The 17,051-nt window shown below is 58.1% G+C and carries 14 protein-coding genes and 1 tRNA gene; 11 read left to right on the top strand and 4 right to left on the bottom strand.

Translation table 11 applies throughout. The features are described from left to right. The first annotated feature begins 199 nt into the window (after positions 1-199). Positions 200-1,702: a signal recognition particle protein gene (ffh, locus tag IRZ24_RS06675; RefSeq protein ID WP_366914244.1), complete on the top strand. Its 1,503-nt coding sequence runs from the start codon at positions 200-202 to the stop codon at positions 1,700-1,702. A 4-nt stretch (positions 1,703-1,706) separates the two neighbouring features. Next, positions 1,707-3,413: a L,D-transpeptidase family protein gene (locus IRZ24_RS06670; RefSeq protein WP_297161477.1), complete on the top strand. Its 1,707-nt coding sequence runs from the start codon at positions 1,707-1,709 to the stop codon at positions 3,411-3,413. Between the two features lie 185 nt (positions 3,414-3,598). Here the strand turns inward: IRZ24_RS06670 and IRZ24_RS06665 are convergent, their stop codons facing one another. The 4 genes from IRZ24_RS06665 to IRZ24_RS06650 all read right to left on the bottom strand — a co-directional run bounded on the left by IRZ24_RS06665 (position 3,599) and on the right by IRZ24_RS06650 (position 7,265). Continuing rightward, entirely contained in the window at positions 3,599-5,131 is a 1,533-nt protein-coding gene (locus IRZ24_RS06665; protein ID WP_297161475.1) for a DUF3536 domain-containing protein, read from the bottom strand. Between the two features lie 308 nt (positions 5,132-5,439). Continuing rightward, on the bottom strand, positions 5,440-5,970 hold the full coding sequence (locus IRZ24_RS06660) for an HNH endonuclease (RefSeq protein ID WP_297161473.1): 531 nt from the start codon (positions 5,968-5,970) through the stop codon (positions 5,440-5,442). Between the two features lie 508 nt (positions 5,971-6,478). Next, positions 6,479-6,554 (bottom strand) — tRNA-Pro (locus IRZ24_RS06655). A gap of 291 nt (positions 6,555-6,845) precedes the next feature. Then, the gene (locus tag IRZ24_RS06650) at positions 6,846-7,265 is read right to left on the bottom strand and encodes a hypothetical protein (RefSeq protein ID WP_297161470.1); all 420 of its coding nucleotides are present in this window, start codon (positions 7,263-7,265) and stop codon (positions 6,846-6,848) included. A 396-nt stretch (positions 7,266-7,661) separates the two neighbouring features. On the opposite strand from IRZ24_RS06650, the gene IRZ24_RS06645 reads away from it, so the two are divergent. The 9 genes from IRZ24_RS06645 to IRZ24_RS06605 all read left to right on the top strand — a co-directional run. Beyond that, complete coding sequence (locus IRZ24_RS06645) at positions 7,662-8,165, top strand: Rrf2 family transcriptional regulator (protein ID WP_297161467.1); 504 nt, start codon at positions 7,662-7,664, stop codon at positions 8,163-8,165. A 477-nt stretch (positions 8,166-8,642) separates the two neighbouring features. After that, a complete protein-coding gene (gene sufC, locus IRZ24_RS06640; protein WP_297161464.1) occupies positions 8,643-9,458 on the top strand; it encodes a Fe-S cluster assembly ATPase SufC in 816 nt (271 codons plus the stop codon). Next, on the top strand, positions 9,451-10,911 hold the full coding sequence (gene sufD / locus IRZ24_RS06635) for a Fe-S cluster assembly protein SufD (protein WP_297161461.1): 1,461 nt from the start codon (positions 9,451-9,453) through the stop codon (positions 10,909-10,911). Before sufC ends, sufD begins: the two co-directional genes overlap by 8 nt. A gap of 291 nt (positions 10,912-11,202) precedes the next feature. Further along, on the top strand, positions 11,203-12,462 hold the full coding sequence (locus IRZ24_RS06630) for a cysteine desulfurase (protein ID WP_297161458.1): 1,260 nt from the start codon (positions 11,203-11,205) through the stop codon (positions 12,460-12,462). A 168-nt stretch (positions 12,463-12,630) separates the two neighbouring features. After that, the gene (gene sufU / locus IRZ24_RS06625) at positions 12,631-13,041 is read left to right on the top strand and encodes a Fe-S cluster assembly sulfur transfer protein SufU (protein ID WP_297161455.1); all 411 of its coding nucleotides are present in this window, start codon (positions 12,631-12,633) and stop codon (positions 13,039-13,041) included. A 79-nt stretch (positions 13,042-13,120) separates the two neighbouring features. After that, the gene (locus IRZ24_RS06620) at positions 13,121-13,855 is read left to right on the top strand and encodes an SDR family NAD(P)-dependent oxidoreductase (protein ID WP_297161452.1); all 735 of its coding nucleotides are present in this window, start codon (positions 13,121-13,123) and stop codon (positions 13,853-13,855) included. Positions 13,856-13,994: 139 nt separating this feature from the next. Further along, positions 13,995-14,312: a non-heme iron oxygenase ferredoxin subunit gene (locus IRZ24_RS06615; protein ID WP_297161449.1), complete on the top strand. Its 318-nt coding sequence runs from the start codon at positions 13,995-13,997 to the stop codon at positions 14,310-14,312. A 349-nt stretch (positions 14,313-14,661) separates the two neighbouring features. Further along, the gene (locus IRZ24_RS06610; protein ID WP_297161446.1) at positions 14,662-15,261 is read left to right on the top strand and encodes a metal-dependent hydrolase; all 600 of its coding nucleotides are present in this window, start codon (positions 14,662-14,664) and stop codon (positions 15,259-15,261) included. A 106-nt stretch (positions 15,262-15,367) separates the two neighbouring features. After that, a partial coding sequence (locus IRZ24_RS06605) for a DUF2079 domain-containing protein (RefSeq protein ID WP_297161443.1) occupies positions 15,368-17,051 on the top strand: 1,684 nt, incomplete at its 3' end.

The raw sequence follows: 17,051 nt of genomic DNA, 5'->3' as shown, positions 1-17,051 counted from the left end.
TAAACACACCAGAATTCTCCCTAACGAGAACATAGGAGATGCTCATTGATTATATAGTAATAGGGATGGTCGCTTTTCGTTGGAGAGTTGTACAGAAAAAGGAGTATCCTTACAATGAGTGCAAACAAAGCCGGGAAAGATGGTATAATAGGGCGACTGATAACGCGATTGGTGGAGAGAGGAACCTATTCCTATGGCTATGTTTGAAAGTCTCTCAAAGCGTCTTGAAGGCATCTTTAGCGGGCTAAGTGGGAAGGGGAAACTGACCGAGGCCGATGTCAATGAGGCCATGCGAGAGGTTCGCCTGGCTCTCTTGGAAGCGGATGTTAACCTGCGCGTCGTACGGCAATTTGTCGAGCGCGTACGTGCCAAAGCCATTGGCGCCGAGGTTTTGGGGAGCTTTTCGCCGGCTCAGCAGGTGCTGCAGATCGTACATGAGGAACTCATAGAGATGCTGGGTGGCGAAGGCAACCAGAACCGGCTTGACCTGGGAGGCCCGCCGCCCAATGTCATCATGTTAGTAGGTCTGCAGGGCTCAGGTAAGACTACCACAGCAGCCAAGCTGGCCAACTACCTGCGCAAGGAGGGACAGCGCCCGCTGCTTGTGGCTGCCGACATGTACCGACCGGCGGCGGTGCGTCAGCTTCAGACACTGGGTAAGCAGCTCTCGATACCAGTCTATGCCGAGCCGATGGGGGCCAATCCAGTTGATATCTGCGTCCATGCCGTGGACTACGCCCGTGAGCAGGCTGCTTCGGTCGTCATTCTCGATACCGCCGGGCGCCTTAATATTGACGAGCAGATGATGCAGGAGATCATCGCCATTCGTAACCGTGTGCGGCCACGCGAGGTACTGCTGGTAGCCGATGCCATGACTGGTCAGGAGGCGGTGCGTGTAGCCAGCGACTTTAACCAGGCGGTGGCCCTGACGGGTATGATCCTGACCAAGATGGATGGTGATGCTCGCGGCGGCGCAGCGCTCTCCATCCGCGCGGTCACCGGGGTCCCCATTAAATTTCTGGGGGTCGGCGAAAAGACGGATGCCCTGGAACCGTTTTATCCCGACCGTTTGGCCTCGCGTATACTAGGAATGGGCGATGTCCTGACCCTCATCGAGCGAGCGCAGGAGGCCATTGACCAGCAAGAGGCCCTCCAAACGCAGGCCCGCCTGCAGCAAGGGCAGTTTGACCTGGAGGATTTCCTGAAGGCCATGCGCCAGCTCAAGCGCATGGGACCTCTGCGCTCCATCCTGGAGATGCTACCAGGCTTCAACAAGCTAGCGGCCCTGCCTGAGATGGACGAGGCCCTGGAGGGTGATCCGTTAAAGCATATTGAGGCGATCATCCTCTCGATGACGCCCGAGGAGCGACGCAATCCCGATATCATTAACGGCAGCCGACGCCGACGCATTGCACGCGGCAGCGGCACCAGCGTGCAAGAGGTCAATCAGCTCCTCAGCCAGTTCAATGAGACACGCGCTATGCTGCGCCAGCTCGCCAGCGGGAAAGGTCCCTGGGCCCGCTTGCTGCGCCAGTACGCCAGTGATGGCGGCGGCCTGGCCGGTGGCCTGGCTTCAGGATTGCCGGGGATGCCGGCGGCTCCCACTTTGCCTCAGCTGAACTCTGGGGAGAGTAAAAAGACCGGCAAGGCTGCCCGCAAGGAACGCAAGAAGCAAAAGGCCAAGCAGAAGAAGAGGAGGTAATCCCATGCCGGCCAAGCCTCAACCCCGTGCCCATCCGCTGGCGCCTGGCGCCCTGCTCTTGCTAAGCTTGTTGCTCCTCCTACTGCTCATGAGCGCCTGCGGCGGCGATTCCCAAGCCAGCCAGCAGGCCAGCCAGAGCAAGGCTCAGCTCGATCGCTTGCTACACTACGCCCTCTCTATTGGTGTTCCTGCATCTTTACTTCAGCCAATCCAGAGACAGGAGACGGCTCTTAGCGCCAGCTCTCCCCCATTTTCCCCTTTCGATGACCGGCCAGTTATTGCCTATTATAATCATCTGTCTAATCAATATAAACATTTGCAGGAACAAACTCAGCAAATCATTAATAATGCCACCGAGGATTTTCAGACGCGGGCTCAGCAAGATATGCAGAACTTCCAGGATGCCCTGACAGCCCGCCGCATTGATGGTTTTGGCAATCTTCAATTTTTTACGCAGCAGTATCAGCATGATCAGAGCCTTATGGCCACGGCGCGCTATCCTCGGGATTATGTGGCCATCAGCAAGGATGCCCAGACCCAGGCCCAGGCTCTGAATCTCATGAAAACCACTCATGACCGCTTGAACGATTTCCAAACGACCATTAAACAATTGCAGAAAGCCAATATCGATGTGACGGCCATGCAGGCTCAATATCAGGATGACCTGCAGTCTTTTAACCAAGCCATTAAGCCTGCTGATTTCCAGCATCTCCAGAGTCTGATCAATGCCCAGTATGAGCTAGCAGTAGTCAATTCCATTCAGGCTGTACCTTATGTTGGCAGTGCTAAGCTCAATGCCTTTAAAGCTCAGCTTGATGATCTCAAAAAATATGGAGTCGATGCCAGTACCTATCAGCAGCGCTATAACGCTGACAAAGCCGCAATGGAGCGCGCCACCACGCTAGAGCAGTACCTGGCGGTCTCGCGCCAGATCGATGCCGACATGGCGGCCATGTATCCTGACCTGGTGCGTGGTGAAGCCTACTGGCTAGTGAACGAGATCGATCGTCAGGCGCGGGCCTGGGGCAAAGCCCATCTCTATCACGATAAATTTGACGGCAATAATTACATTCTCGATGCGGGTTATACTCTCGACGGTATTGGTTACTGGCTCAATCGTGAGCTGAGCTGGACCTACACCACGGAGGACTACCAGGCGATTGTCGAGGAGGAGAAGAACGAGCTATTCAATCTCCAGATGATGGAGGAGAATTATAACGATCATACACCCTACAATAAAGTGCACCAAACCGACCTGCAGATCCTCGACCACTATCATCTCCGCGGTACGCAAGTGCTCATGGTCTCCTTCACTGAGCAGGCCATGCGTGTCTACGATCACGGCAAGCTAGTAAACGCCTTTCTCGTGACCACGGGCCGGGTGGAGCGTCCGGCCCTGCCGGGGGTTTGGCCGACGCAGAACCGCGAATCGCCAACAGAATTCAAGTCAAGCGATCCTCCAGGCTCGCCCTACTACTATCCTCCTACTCACATCAACTACGCCATTCTCTACCACTGGGGAGGCTTCTTCGTCCACGATGCCTGGTGGCGTGTCGACTTTGGTCCCGGCACCCAGTTCCCGCATTATGACCGGGGTGGCGATCAAGACTTTGCCGGCAACGGCAGCCACGGCTGTGTCAACGTCCAGGAGGACCAGATGGCCTGGCTCTATGGCCACACTGATTGGAACACCGTCATCGTCATCTACTGATCCTGTGAGTCTGACCTGGAGGAAAAGCAAGAGCCAAACAGCTCGAAGAGGAATGCCCTCGCGACAAAAGCGAGCAGCGCTGCTCGGCTAGCCAGAGTAGCGCACTGCTTTGCTCTAGAAGTGGGGCGAAGATCGAGCGAACGCCGGAGGAGCGACCTCTCCCACCTCTGAGGTCGCTCCAGTGCTCAAGCTACATCTTCTCCCTGGCCTTCGCTCTCCTGGGCCAGCTCGCGCAGAGGGGGCAGTGGAGGCAATAGATCGGGACGTATCCGAGGCAGGCGCCGATAGAGATCGGCCCCGCTCAAAGGGCGACGCCAACTGCGAGCCGCGCGCAGGTCCTGCAGAAAATCGCGCTGCAGATCAACGCCCAGAGCTTGCCAGAAGAGACTAATGGCGCGGCGGGCGAAAGCGAGCGCATTGCGCGGCTCGATGCGGTCCAGGTCCTCGAAGAAAAAGGCGCAGCTTGTAAAGCTGCAGAGCAAGTAGTATTCAGCCTCCAGCAACTGTAAAGCACGCTGCCGCTTCTCGGGGCCAGAGGCTTTTCCTGTGAAAGCGGCGGGTCGGGCGAACTCCTCCCAGAAGCTTTCAGGTGAGCGCCAGCCATTGCGCAGAGCCAGGTAGCCATTACGGGCTGCCCAGGGATCACGCAGCACCTCTGCCGCAAAGCGCTCAAAAAGCTGATCGCCCCGTGCTGCCAGACAGCTCAGCGCCTGGCGCAGCGCCCCTTTCCAGTCACTGCGCCCTTCAGTGCAGGCGCAACCGCGGGACCAGCGATCGACGCCATGAAAGCAACTCCAGGCTGTTGGAGTGCGGAGCGTAACCTCGCGGCGTGGCGGATGCAAGCGCAAATAGCGTTCCAGCGTACACAACTGGAAGCCAGCCGCTTCAGCGCTGTGACGTACGAGGCGCGTCAAAAACTTATCGCGCCAGATCCAATGGTGGCCATAGAGTTCACCATCGGTAGCGATCAAGATCAACTGGGGTTCCTGCCGCACCAGTTTCTCTGCCACCAGGTGGGAGGGCAAAATCGTCGACGCAAAGTGGTCGGCATTGGTCGTCACATTGCCGTCGAACGAGACCGCTCCTGAGAGCGGTGCGTGGTAGAAAAAGACCGTCATGCTGCGGCCAGCCGGCAGGCGTACCACATATGGCTCTGTCACATCGACTGACGTAGCAGCCTGCCAAGGGGCCAAGACAGTAAAGGTGATACCGCAGCGCGCCAGCAGATCGAGAGTCTCCATGTCCACCGCGGTCTCAGGCAGCCACATCCCCACTGCCTCGCGCCCATAGCGCTGGCGAAAATCCTCCAGGCCCCAGACAATCTGCGTATACTTATCGCGGCTATTGGCCAAGGGAAGGATCACATGATGGTAGGGGTGAGCCAGGGCGTTGCCAGTGCCATAGTGGGCACGGTGCCACCGATCGGCCTCAACAATTGTCTGATGCACGCCAGGATGATGGTCGGCCAGCCAGGAAGCTAGCGTCGGCCCCAGGTCGTAGCTAATCAGCTCAAAATTGCCGGCCTCGGCATTTGGGCGGTAGCACTCCGCCGTAATCTTCTCATTAAAATTCGCGAAAGGAGCGGCTTCGGCCTCGACAGGGATAGCGCCCGTGAAGGGGTCCTCGCGCGGGGGCTGGTAGAAATGCCCGTGGATGCAGAGGAAGAGAGGCGCAGCCTTAGACGTCTCGGCCTCGCTCACCGCTGGCTGTTCAAGCATAGACAAACGAACCTTCTCACCTGCTCACAAGAGATAGCTGAGCTGCTGCCTATCCATGTTCTGCTCTGCTGCTTGCCTATAGTGCTGGCCTTTGGCGCATAACCCAGCTAGTTTATGGCATAAGATAGTACGAGCGCCCAAGGCGGCGAGTTCCAAGGACCTGCTACATTGGTAAGAGCCAGCCGCAGCAGCTCAGCAGGCTCTCGGCCTGGCCATCTGGACCCAGCCAGTGGCGTCCCTGCCCCGGCAGCGACGTGAACAAAGGCTGTAGGGGCAGAGCCTGGCGTGGCTGACTGACAGGTCTCAGCTCAGGCCGAGCGCGACTGCGTGCTCATCAAGAACTCCTCATAAGCCTGACGCAACTTGGGGTACCGCAGCAGAAAAACGCCGGCGTACTCCTGCGTCAGCGGACGAGGCTGGCGGATCAGGCGCATATTGGCCTCTTTGAGGAGGCGGTTGCCCTTCTTGCTATTGCAGGCTTTGCACGAGGTAACCAGATTCTCCCAGGTGCTCTTGCCGCCACGCGAGCGCGGGATCACATGATCAAGCGTCAGCTCGCGGGTACGCTTCCCACAATACTGACAGGTTTCCTCGTCGCGCAGAAAGATATTCGCCCGCGTAGGCTGAAGGGCAACGCGCGGCACCCGAACATTGGCAAGCAACTGCACAATTACGGGCCGCTCGTAGTCAAGACGGCGAGCCTTAATATTTTCCTCAATGGCCTTACGAACCTCGTCGTCCAGGAAAGTCACTTTCTTCTTCAGCAGCAGGACGACCAAACGACGCTCTGAAATGACCGAGAGAGGCTGAAAAGAAGAGTTCAGAACTAAGACAGGCATGAGTGGCTTTCCTTCCTCTCTGTCAGAGCTGAACCACCAGGCAGACAGCGAGGAGGAAGCCGAATCGGGGCTAGAGGATAAAGGAGGCCAGAGCCTCACCTCTCGTCAGCTTCTCATCGCCGCCTGCATTGCTCACTGGTTAGACGAGGAGACGGGCGTTGACATTGCACGGTCGGACAGGCAGGGATTGGGCAGACTTCCGATCCGCTTGTGCTTGTCAGGAGAGCTGGCTACTGGACGGACTAGGCGCTGCCAGGCTCTACCCGATTGGGTCAGCAGCAGGAAGAAGAGCGCTGTTACGTCGCTGCATTGACTGCCTGCTTGCTCTGCTGTTTTTGCTACCCCATTTGGGTGAGCGGTCTAATCCAGTAGCCGAAGGCTCCGCTCTCTATCGGACCGGTGATTGGGCCTGCCCCGACTTCAGCCGACCGACAAGCTAGCCGGCTGTTGGGCCGACCAGGCAACGAACCTAACGAGAGATGAGCTCCAGGAAAAGAAAGTGTCAACTTGGTCGGGGTGAGAGGACTCGAACCTCCGACCTCAGCGTCCCGAACGCTGCGCGCTAGCCACTGCGCTACACCCCGCTAAACCGACTCGTGCAAATTCCTCGCCGGTCTCGCTCGTTTGCTCTGCTCGGTTATTCCCCTTCTACGCAATCGATGAGTGAGACGAACAACCTACGAGCACCATCACTAGCGCAAGCTAGTGAAGAAGAGGCTCAACGGAGATAACGCGTTACAGGCTGGTGCAGCCATTATGCTGGCGAGCGGCCTCCATCCGTAGGCGCTCTCGCGTGCCTCTTGCCGTTGCATAGTATAGCACAGGCGGTCTTGGCTTGGCAATAGGGAAGGGAAAAGCGAGACTGCTAGGAGCTGTCAGCCGGGGGCCTCCTCACTCCTAGGGTTGAGCGCCGTCTCTGGCCTGCTCTCGCTGAGGGGAGGGGAGTGGATCTCCGTTCCCTGGGGAGTGGGCGCCGTTAACTCTAATGGAGTGCTTGCAGCCTCTGCTGGAGCCCGAGTCTCTGTCACCTCGCTCTCCTCGATCAAGCTGCCATCGGGTCGCTCGTAGATCGTCCCTTTGAGAGACGAATAGCCGATAGTGAAGCCGCCGGGCAGGTGGCGTAGCCGTTCCCAATAGACAGGGAAATCGGCTTGGCGAATGAACTCCTCGATCTGGCGGCGTACGTCGTCTTCGTCGACGGCATAAAACTGCTGAAGATACAGGGCGGAGTCGCCCCGATTGTATTCAAAGAGCCAGAGACTCTTCTTAATGAGCTTCCCTTCTTCTTCCATCATCTTGCTCCTTGCCAGTCGCTGTCTACTCCCCTTGCTGTGGCGTCCTCGCAGTCACATCACAGCTCTCCCTCTATAGTAGCCGTTTTTTGCGCATCTTTGAAGATAGGATTGATATCATGCCAATAGAATGATCGGTCGGTCAGTGCCCTTTGCCGCGGCTGGCAGCATGCCAGACCAGCTCTGATCTGGCGCATTCGTTGTCCAGAGTAGAGCAAGGCCTAGAGTACTCAGGTCTGGCTGTGGTGGGCGGCAACCCGCTACACAGCGAGGTTGACGCTCTCCCGCCGAAAGTGCTAGAATATATCCTAGTGAGCAGGTCGGATTAAGAGCAACCTGCCTAGGAGCGATGAAAGCGAGGAATCAGTATTCTCCACGGGGCGAGGAAAGGAGCGAGCCATGATTCTCAGAGTCTCAACAAAAGGCGAGTATGGCGTACGCCTCATGGTTGATCTGGCTCGCCATTACTACAGCTCGCGCCCGCGGTCATTAACTGACATTGCGCAGGCCGAGCAGTTGTCTCTAGCATACCTGGAGCAGCTAGTGAAACTCTTGCGCGAGGCTGAGCCGCCTTTAGTGGTCAGCACACGCGGAGCGCACGGTGGTTATCGCCTGAGTCGCCCGCCAGAGGAGATTACGATGGGGGAGATTGTGCGTGTGCTGGAGGGGCCAATCGCGCCTATGATTTGCGCGACCGAGGGCGAGATGACGCAGATTTGCAGTCTGCTCGACTCCTGCAAGACCAAATTCCTCTGGGCCAGGGTACGCGATGCTGTTGCCCAGACGCTAGATTCGATGACGCTTGCCGATCTGGTGGGCGCCTCCGAGCAGGAGACGCAGAACGCTCCAACGCACTTTATCTCCATCTCAGATATCCGGGTGGCTCCCTCGTCGGCTATCTAAGCTGATCTGCGCTGAGGTGGGACCTGTCGGTGAGTGAGGTGGAGACAGTGGAGGGTAGTTGAGCGTTGAGGGAGAACTGCGAGGAGCGTCGGAGGCTCGCTACGAGCCGCGGGCACACGGCTCTCCTCCGTTCTAGCCTTAGTGAGGTAGACAGGCAGACAGACTGACAGGCTGTTGAGCGAACAGCTCACTGCCTGACATGCCTGCCCAGTGGTAGGCAGATCGACTGCCCAGGATGCTGCTCCTGTCGCTGTCATAGGTTGGCTGACCGCGGCTTGCTCTGGCCCGTTCGCTCTCTCAGAGAAAGTAGCTGGCCTGATCATTGACCAAGTAGCTCGCTCCGTCTTCGTTCGCGGCTCCGCTCCATCCGGCTCTGCCTGGTGTAATAAGCTCGCTGATCTTGCTGAAGACGAGAAACTCTGGCTGTCAGGCTGAGGTAGTCGTATCTCAAGCTTCCAAGGAGGATGGTTTTCGCTAATGGCTTCAGAATTGGTCATTAAGAATCTTCACGCCAGCATCGAGGGTAAGCCCATTCTGCGCGGCGTTAACCTAGTGGTGCGGCAGGGCGAGGTCCATGCTCTCATGGGCCCCAACGGTTCCGGCAAGAGCACCCTGGCGAACGTCATTATGGGCAACCCAAAGTATGAGGTGACCGACGGGGAGATCTGGTTTAAGGGGGAGAACATTCTTGAATATTCTCCAGACCGGCGTGCTCGGATGGGCCTCTTCCTGGCGTTCCAATATCCAATGGCGATCCCGGGTGTCAGTGTCGCGAACTTCTTGCGCCGTGCGCTGGAGGCTGTACGTGAGGGTCCCAGGCCTGCTGGCGAGGAGACCCCCAGCGGCAAGCCCGCCCCTCGCAAGACAATTCCTCCGGCTGAGTTCCGCAATCTCCTGCGCGAAAAGATGAAGCTGCTCAAGGTCGATAATAGCTTCATCAATCGCTCAATCAATGATGGCTTCTCCGGTGGCGAGAAGAAGCGTGCCGAGATTCTCCAGATGGCCCTGCTGGAGCCGGAGATCGCCATGATGGACGAGACTGACTCGGGTCTCGATATTGATGCCCTTAAGATTGTCTCCGATAGCGTCAATGCCCTTCGCGGTCCTAAACTGGGCCTGCTGGTGATTACGCACTATCAGCGTATCCTCAATTATATTGTTCCTGACTTTGTGCATGTGATGTACGACGGTCGCATTGTGCGCTCCGGTGGTAAGGAGCTGGCCCTGGAGCTGGAGGAGAAAGGCTACGAGTGGCTCCGTCCCGAGGGGAGCGAGGTGGGCGTCAATGACTGAGGCTCTGGCGACAACCGGTTTTTCGCGCGAGGCGGTCATTGCACTCTCGCGCCACAAGGGTGAGCCTGACTGGATGCTGCAGAAGCGGCTAGAGGCTTGGGAAATTTATGAGCAGACGCCGGCCCCGCTGGGACGGCGCGGCGACTTGGGCACGCTGCAGCGTCTGGCTCGCTTCCATTTTGAGGCCTTGCATCCCTATCTGCCTGCTGATGGCAATGGGGCGCTTCCGGCTTCGATCGAGCAGGGTCTGAGCAATGCCCTTGTTGGGGCCACTGAGCGCTCGGGCCTGGTGCTTCAGCGCAATAGCTCAGTAGTACGTGTGGAGCTGTCCGAGGAGCTGAAGAGCCGCGGCGTGATTCTGACTGACCTGGATACGGCGGTGCGCGAACATGGTGACCTGGTGCAGCGCTACTTTATGACCCAGGCTGTGCCATTGGCCACTGATAAGTACACAGCTCTTCATGCGGCCTTCTGGAGCGGCGGAATCTTCCTCTATATCCCTAGCGGAGTGGAGATCGAAGAGCCAATCCTTGCTCAGATCTGGCTTGATTCGCCATCGGCGGCAGCCTTTGCCCATACCTTGATTATCGCCGATGAGCTGAGCAGCGCGCGCTATGTGGAAGAGTATGCCTCCGCCTTCGAAGGTGAGCAGCCGTCTTTGCTGAGCGCCGTAGTCGAGGTCTTTACTAAGAATGGCGCGCGTATCGAGTTCACGAGCCTCCAGGACCTGGGCCGCAATGTCTGGAGCGTGATGCATAAGAATTCAATCCATGAGGCCGACAGCAGTGTCTCATGGGTGATGGCCGATCTGGGCAGCCGTGTGACCTTCTCCAACATCGGTTCAAATCTGATCGGCAATGGGAGCGCCGCTGAGCTGGTGGGGGTCTTCTTCAGCGATCAGGATCAGCGCTTTGTGATTAAGAGCCTCTCGAACCATGTGGGCCTGTCAACCAACGCGGAGACGCTGGTACATGGGGCCTTGACCGATGAGTCGCGCGTTGAGTTTGATGGGATGATCCGCGTACAGCCAGGGGCCCAGCAGACAGCTTCGTTCTTGTCGGAGCATAATCTGCTCCTGAGCAAGCATTGCCGCGCGGAGGCTATTCCGGGCCTGGAGATTGGCGCTAATGAGGTCAGTGCCAGCCATGGCGCCACAACCGGTCAGATCGATGAAGAGCAGCTCTTTTACTTGATGGCTCGTGGCCTCCCCAAGGATGAGGCTGAGCGGATCATTGTCCAGGGCTTCTTTGAGCCGGTGCTCCAGCGGATCACGCTCGATAGTCTGCGAACCCGCCTGCGTCGCAATATTGTGCGCCGTATGCGCGGTGGTCATGAGTCAGAGGCCGACTGGATCGAAGCTCAGGAGCGCTGGGAGATCGAGGGCGTCGATGAGGGCGCCGTGAGCTTCGATCGTCCTTCAGAAGAGGAGGAGATCCGCTTGCTACCTGAGTAGGGGAGACGCGGATGCGGGCAAGCGCTGCCCCCAGGTCGGGGGTGGAGGATGTGAGCTTTGCTCGCCGCTCCTCCTCTCTTTCTTTTCTTGTGGCTAGACTGGGCTTGACTCGACTCGGCTTGGCTGCTGTATTGCTACTGTAGCGCTCGCCAGGTGGGCAAAGGCAAGGGGCTGCCCCGCTCTGTCTATGGGTTGTGCCCGGGGATAGACGCGAGGGGTAGCGTGACTACCCGGTGCCCAGCGAGCAGGCAAGCGCGCTGTAGGTAGTAGAGAAAGAGAACAGGGAATACCATGCAGGACGTTGTTGAGGTGCGCCGTGAGCCGCGCAATGTGGAGGAGATCCGGCGCGATTTCCCAATCTTGACGCGGCAGGTTCATGGCAAGCCGCTGGTCTATCTGGATAGCGCTGCCAGTTCGCAGAAGCCGCTAGCGGTCATTGAGGCCATGAATGCTTATTATCGCAGCACTCATGCCAATGTGCACCGCGGCGTGTACGAGATCAGTGAGGAGGCCACCGCGGCTCTGGAGCGTGCGCGGACAAAGGTGGCGCGCTTCATCAATGCGCGTCAGAGCAAGCAGATCATTTTTACGCGCAATACGACAGAGAGCATCAATCTGGTGGCCTATAGCTGGGGCTGGGCAAACATTAGGGCCGGCGATCTAATCGTCTTAACGGCAATGGAGCATCACAGCAATCTGGTCCCCTGGCAGCTCTTAGCCCAGCGCACAGGGGCACGGCTGGAATTTGTGCCGTTGACTCCAGAGGGACTACTGCAACTGGATGTCTACGCCCAGTTGCTGGAGCAGGGGCCGAAGTTGGTGGCCTTTACTCATATGTCCAATGTGTTAGGGACGATCAATCCTGTCAAGGAAATGGTGGCTCAGGCCCACGCCGCTGGGGCGGTGGTGCTGGTAGATGCTGCCCAGAGTGCTCCCCATCTGCCGCTGGATGTCCAGGAACTGGATGCCGATTTTGTTTGCTTCAGCGGACATAAGATGCTCGGCCCTACGGGTATCGGGGTGCTCTACGGCAGGCGCGAGTTGCTGGAGGCTATGCCGCCTTTCTTGGGGGGCGGCGATATGATCCGGAGCGTGAGTCTGCGCTCCTCGACCTGGAACGATCTGCCCTGGAAGTTTGAGGCTGGAACGCCAGCCATCGCCGAAGCTGTTGGTTTGGGCGCCGCTGTCGACTATTTGAACGCCCTCGGAATGGAGTGGGTGCGCGAGCATGAGCGCGCGATTACGGCCTACGCTCTGGAGCGCTTGCGCACAGTGCCTCAGCTCCAGATCTATGGACCAACCTCGGAGGAGCAGCGTGGCGGCGTGATCTCTTTCACGCTGGCTGATATTCACCCGCACGATCTGGCTTCGATCCTGGACCAAGAATTCGGGGTCGCCATTCGGGCCGGTCACCATTGTGCGCAGCCTCTGATGGAACAACTGGGCCTGGTAGCAACCGCACGCGCCAGCTTCTATGTCTATACGCTGCCGGAGGAGATCGACGTCCTGGTCCAGGGACTGCGGCGAGCGCTGGAGATTTTTCAGCTCTAGGTCTATAATTATCCCGGGCCTGGCTACTCATCGCCGCTTGCCTGCAAAGGCTTGCTGTGGGCTAGCCGGACGTGCACCGGGCGTGGTGCCCAGAGACCAGGCGGGACAGCCTGAGACAGCCTCTGCTCTCCACTCGCCTGGTCGATTCCTTGCCTGGGAGGCAGCGCTATGTCGATGGATTATCGTGAGTATATTCTGGATCATTATCGTGATCCGCGCAATTATGGGCGGCTAGAGAATCCGACAGTGCATGCTGAGGATTCCAACCCGCTCTGTGGTGATCAGGTCAGTATGGACCTCCTCGTCGAGGGCGATCGCGTCACGGCGGTGCGCTTTCAGGGCCGAGGCTGCGCGATCAGTCAGGCGGCCACGTCAATGTTGACAGAGATGGTGCAGGGCAAGAGTGTTCGGGAAGTGGTGCGTTTGGGAAAGGATGATATTCTAGAGGCCCTGGGCATTCCGATCAGCCCTGCGCGTATGAAGTGTGCCTTCTTGGGGCTGCGCGTGCTGCATAAAAGTCTTGTCTTGGCAGGCCTTGAACGTCCAGAGACTTCTGGCGAGCAAGATGATGAGTCGTAAGATTGGCTCTGGCGGTGGATCAGGTGCTCCTATCCGGGGGACGGATCAAGAGATAGAACAGGAAGGAGTGGCGTGAGCTATGCGCCTGGAGGGAAAAGTGGCGGTGATTACCGGCGTCAGCCATCCGGGCCAGATGGGGTTTGCCCTGGCTGCTTTTTTTGCTGGGGAGGGCGCTGAGCTGGTAATCGCGGCCCGCAGCGCGGAGCGAGTGGCGGCCCGGACCGCGGAGCTGCAGGCGCGCGGGGCTACTGTCAAAGGAGTGGCAGTCGATCTGACCAGCGAGGAGGGCGCTCGACGTCTGGTGGAAGAGGCGCTGACGCTGCGCGGACGCATCGATGTGCTGGTCAATCTGGCTGGCGGGCTGACGAGGTATGGCCCTCCTCATGAGTGTTCGCTGCAGGATTGGGAAAGCGAGCTGAATAATAATCTGCGCACGGCCTTTCTCTGCACACGCGCGGTCTGGCCCGTGATGCTAGCCCAGGGCGGTGGCAAGATCATCAATTTCAGTCGCGCTTACAGCATTCAGAATGCGGGAGCGCAGACCCTGGCCTACAACTGCGCTAAAGCTGGCGTGGATGCTTTGACTCGCACTTTTGCGCAGGCGGGCAAGGCGGTCGGTATCTATGTCAATGCGATTGCTCCGGGCCTGATCGCTACTCAGTCGAATATCGACGAGCTGCATCCTTCTGCCGAGGAGCTGCGCACCAGGTGGGTTAGCCCGCGCGAGATTGCCGAGGTGGCCGTCTTTCTAGCCACTGCCGCTAGCGATGGAGTGACGGGGGCGATTATTCCTGTCCAAGGACGTGGTATCTGAGCCAAGAAGCGGCAGACGACAGCCCTCGCTTACCTGCTGATTTGCCTATTGGTGGCTGGCTGCCCTGCTTTTAAGGCTGACAGCTTGGCACGCCTGTCACTGTGAGCACTAGCCAAGCTTACGAGGGGAGGAGAGCGCCATGACCGATTTCGTTGCCGTGGCCCGCTGGGATGAGCTAGAGGAGGGGAAGCTGCTAGGGGTGGAGATTGACGGTGAGCCGGTCTGTCTGGCTAAGATCAACGGGGTCATCTATGCCTGCAATGGTGAATGTACTCATATTGGTGGGCGTCTCTATGAAGGGGAACTAGAGGGCAGCGTGCTCACCTGTCCTGTTCACGGAGCGCAGTTCGATCTCCGTACCGGCAAAGTTTTGCGTGGCCCGGCCCGTCAGGACCTGGTGCTTTATCCCGTGCGCGTTGAAGAGGGTCTGATCAAGGTCGCTCTGCCTCCCGAGTGAAAGGCGCTTCCTGCCTGCCCATCTCTGCCAGCCTGCCTGCCCGCTTGATACGGGCCTGGGCGGCAGCCGAGGTTAGCACTCTCTTCCTTCCTTCTCTGCCTGCTGGGTGTCGACGGGCAACCTTGAGCTGGCTGGGCCTTGCTCAGAGGACGGTAGTCGACTGGGCCGAGCCAGAATCAGACGCCGAGCAGCATGCGCCTCCAGAGAGCAAGGCTGGTCCCTCTCCCTGGCCGATGTTACGCGGAAATCCTCTTGCGCAAGCGTCGAAGACCCCCTACAATAGCCGCGTGAAACCCCTCACTCAGGCAAGAAGCCTTATAATCTTCACTGCGGATGGAGAAACGCTGTTATGGTAGGCAGGTCGCATCTTCTCATTGGCCTCACTGCTGGTGTTGTTCTGGACAGTCTGGTTCATCTGAGCGGTCCCCCGATTACCCTTGCTCCTAGTGTACCGCTCAAGCTAGTCGTGGCCAAGGCGATCTACTATGTAGCCGTTGGCTTTGGCTCATTGTTGCCTGATATCGACAATGCCCACAGCACGCTTGGACGCAAATTCGGCTGGATCAGCCGTGAGATCCAACGCATAGCAGGCCATCGTACCCTTTTCCACAGCCTCCTTGGCCTCCTGCTCGGCTCACTGCTGGCTCTCGGGGCTCAGCAGCTTGTGCTCTCCTTGCTGGCGATGCGCGGTCTCAGCGCGCCGGCTAGCCTCATGAGTGCAACTCACATGATTTTCTTCGCCGTCCTCTTCGGCTGCGTGGTTCACATTCTCTGCGATGCCCTCACCGAGGGCGGTGTCCCTTTACTCTGGCCCAATCCAAAGCGCTTTGGCTTCCCGCCTAATCCAGACTGGCGCTTTCGGACCGGTACATGGCCGGAGCATGTCATTGTTTGGTCCTTTATTATCCTGGTAGGCATCGGAATCTGGCAGAACGTCATTTATATATAAGGGGTGAGCGAGGGGGAGAAGGGAGACAACGGAGCAAGGTAAGACAGGGCGAGATGAAGCACGCCAAGCAGGGTCGGGCGCAAAGGGCGAGGGGTAGGGCGTGGGAATGAGCAGCAGTCAAGAGAAAGAGCGACGAAAAGATGTTATGAAGCTGTTCAGTCTGCGTGCACAACTATGGTTGGCTTGGGGCCTGGTCGTCCTGGCAACGCTGGTCTATTTCCTGGAGATGAGTCATCAGGCCGTGCTCCGCTATGATACCTTCAAAGCGACGGCCTTCGATCTCGGTAACTATGATCAGGCCATCTGGAACACGCTGCATGGCCGGCCTTTCCAGTTCACAAACCAGGCGATCGACTGGTATGGCCCACCCACGCGGCTGGGCGTTCACTTCGAACCTATCTTATTACTGCTCGCTCTTCTCTATCTGATCCGCTCAGACCCGCGTACTCTCCTTGTGTTTCAAACGCTGGTGCTGGCTCTGGGAGCCTTTCCTATCTTCCTGCTGGCGCGCTACTATCTGCCGCGCTGGCCACTGTTGGCCGTGCTCTGTGTGGTGGCCTATTTACTGGCACCGGACCTGCTGGGTCTGAATATTTTCGATTTCCATGCTGTCAGCCTGGCCACGCCCTTGCTCCTCTATGCCTTGCTGGCCCTCACCTATCGTCGCTACGTTCTCTTGGTGCTCTGCTGTTTCCTGGCGGCCTCCTGTAAGGAAGATGTGCCGCTCGCGATCGCTCTCTTGGGCCTGCTGATGATCTGGCGCTATCGCCTGCCACGTCTGGGCCTGGCGCTCTTCGTAGGCGGCTTTCTCTGGTCGGCTCTGGCCTTTGGAGTCATCATTCCTCACTTTTTCCCAGGCCAGCAGGCGAACAACTTTTGGTATCGCTATGAGACGCTTGGCAGCTCCCCGGGAGCGGCCATTGTCAATCTGCTGCTGCATCCCTGGCTGCTCTTTACTACCTTCTTGACAATTGAGCGGGTCTATTATCTTGCCAGCCTTGTCAGAAATACTGGTTTTCTGGCCTTGCTGGCGCCCGAGTGGCTGATTCCGACACTGCCGAGTCTGGCGGTGAATATCCTTAATACCAACCCGGCCTTATATAGTGGCGTCTACCATTATAATGCCGCCATTATTCCTTTCGTTGCGATGGCGGGAATCATCGGCCTGCGGCGCTTTCTTGCGCTGTGGGCGAGCTGGCGCGGAGAACCGCTTCCGCCGCTGGCGCTAATGGTACCAGAGCAGGGCAAGGGAAACACAGAAGTGGAAAGAGAGGCACGGGAGAACGATAGATCCCAAGTGCAGCGCTGGCTGATGTGGTTAGGGGGACGTCTGCCAGAGGGGCGCCGTCAGGCCCTGAGAGCCTGGGGCGCAAACTACTACTGCTGCCTTCGGAAATGGGCGCTGCGCCTGCTTAGGCCAGCCTGGTGGTGTAGACAGTGGCAGCGCTTCTGTGCGCGTATGATCCCGCTCGCCCGGCAGATCAGCCTGACGCGCCTGCAGTGGTATGCCATCCTGTGGATCTTGCTACTCATAGGCGTCAACTATGTCGCAGAGGCGCCGATCCTCAACAGTTTCTGGGCTGATCATGAACCCGGCTCGCGTGAACAGCACATTGAGCAACTCTTATCGATGATTCCTCCCGACGCTTCTGTCTCAGCAGGAGATAACCTCAATCCGCATCTGAGTGAGAGGCAGCGTTTGGCAGTTTTCCCCTCATTTACTGGAACAATCGATGGTAAACAATATACTGTAGACTACATCATTGTAGATCTCAATGCCGTCTTTCCCG

The organism is Thermogemmatispora sp. (assembly GCF_019683755.1).
Taxonomy (GTDB): domain Bacteria; phylum Chloroflexota; class Ktedonobacteria; order Ktedonobacterales; family Ktedonobacteraceae; genus Thermogemmatispora.
The sequence above is the reverse complement of the archived record's forward strand: the minus strand, read 5'-3'. Positions and strand labels throughout refer to the sequence as shown.

Excerpts from the sequence above, each read along its gene's own strand:
- IRZ24_RS06650 (WP_297161470.1), bottom strand. The coding sequence starts at position 7,265 with ATGATGGAAGAAGAAGGGAAGCTCATTAAGAAGAGTCTCTGGCTCTTT.
- IRZ24_RS06620 (WP_297161452.1), top strand. The coding sequence starts at position 13,121 with ATGCGCCTGGAGGGAAAAGTGGCGGTGATTACCGGCGTCAGCCATCCG.
- IRZ24_RS06615 (WP_297161449.1), top strand. The coding sequence starts at position 13,995 with ATGACCGATTTCGTTGCCGTGGCCCGCTGGGATGAGCTAGAGGAGGGG.
- IRZ24_RS06665 (WP_297161475.1), bottom strand. The coding sequence starts at position 5,131 with ATGCTTGAACAGCCAGCGGTGAGCGAGGCCGAGACGTCTAAGGCTGCG.
- sufD (WP_297161461.1), top strand. The coding sequence starts at position 9,451 with ATGACTGAGGCTCTGGCGACAACCGGTTTTTCGCGCGAGGCGGTCATT.
- sufC (WP_297161464.1), top strand. The coding sequence starts at position 8,643 with ATGGCTTCAGAATTGGTCATTAAGAATCTTCACGCCAGCATCGAGGGT.
- IRZ24_RS06670 (WP_297161477.1), top strand. The coding sequence starts at position 1,707 with ATGCCGGCCAAGCCTCAACCCCGTGCCCATCCGCTGGCGCCTGGCGCC.
- IRZ24_RS06660 (WP_297161473.1), bottom strand. The coding sequence starts at position 5,970 with ATGCCTGTCTTAGTTCTGAACTCTTCTTTTCAGCCTCTCTCGGTCATT.
- ffh (WP_366914244.1), top strand. The coding sequence starts at position 200 with ATGTTTGAAAGTCTCTCAAAGCGTCTTGAAGGCATCTTTAGCGGGCTA.
- IRZ24_RS06610 (WP_297161446.1), top strand. The coding sequence starts at position 14,662 with ATGGTAGGCAGGTCGCATCTTCTCATTGGCCTCACTGCTGGTGTTGTT.
- IRZ24_RS06645 (WP_297161467.1), top strand. The coding sequence starts at position 7,662 with ATGATTCTCAGAGTCTCAACAAAAGGCGAGTATGGCGTACGCCTCATG.
- sufU (WP_297161455.1), top strand. The coding sequence starts at position 12,631 with ATGTCGATGGATTATCGTGAGTATATTCTGGATCATTATCGTGATCCG.
- IRZ24_RS06630 (WP_297161458.1), top strand. The coding sequence starts at position 11,203 with ATGCAGGACGTTGTTGAGGTGCGCCGTGAGCCGCGCAATGTGGAGGAG.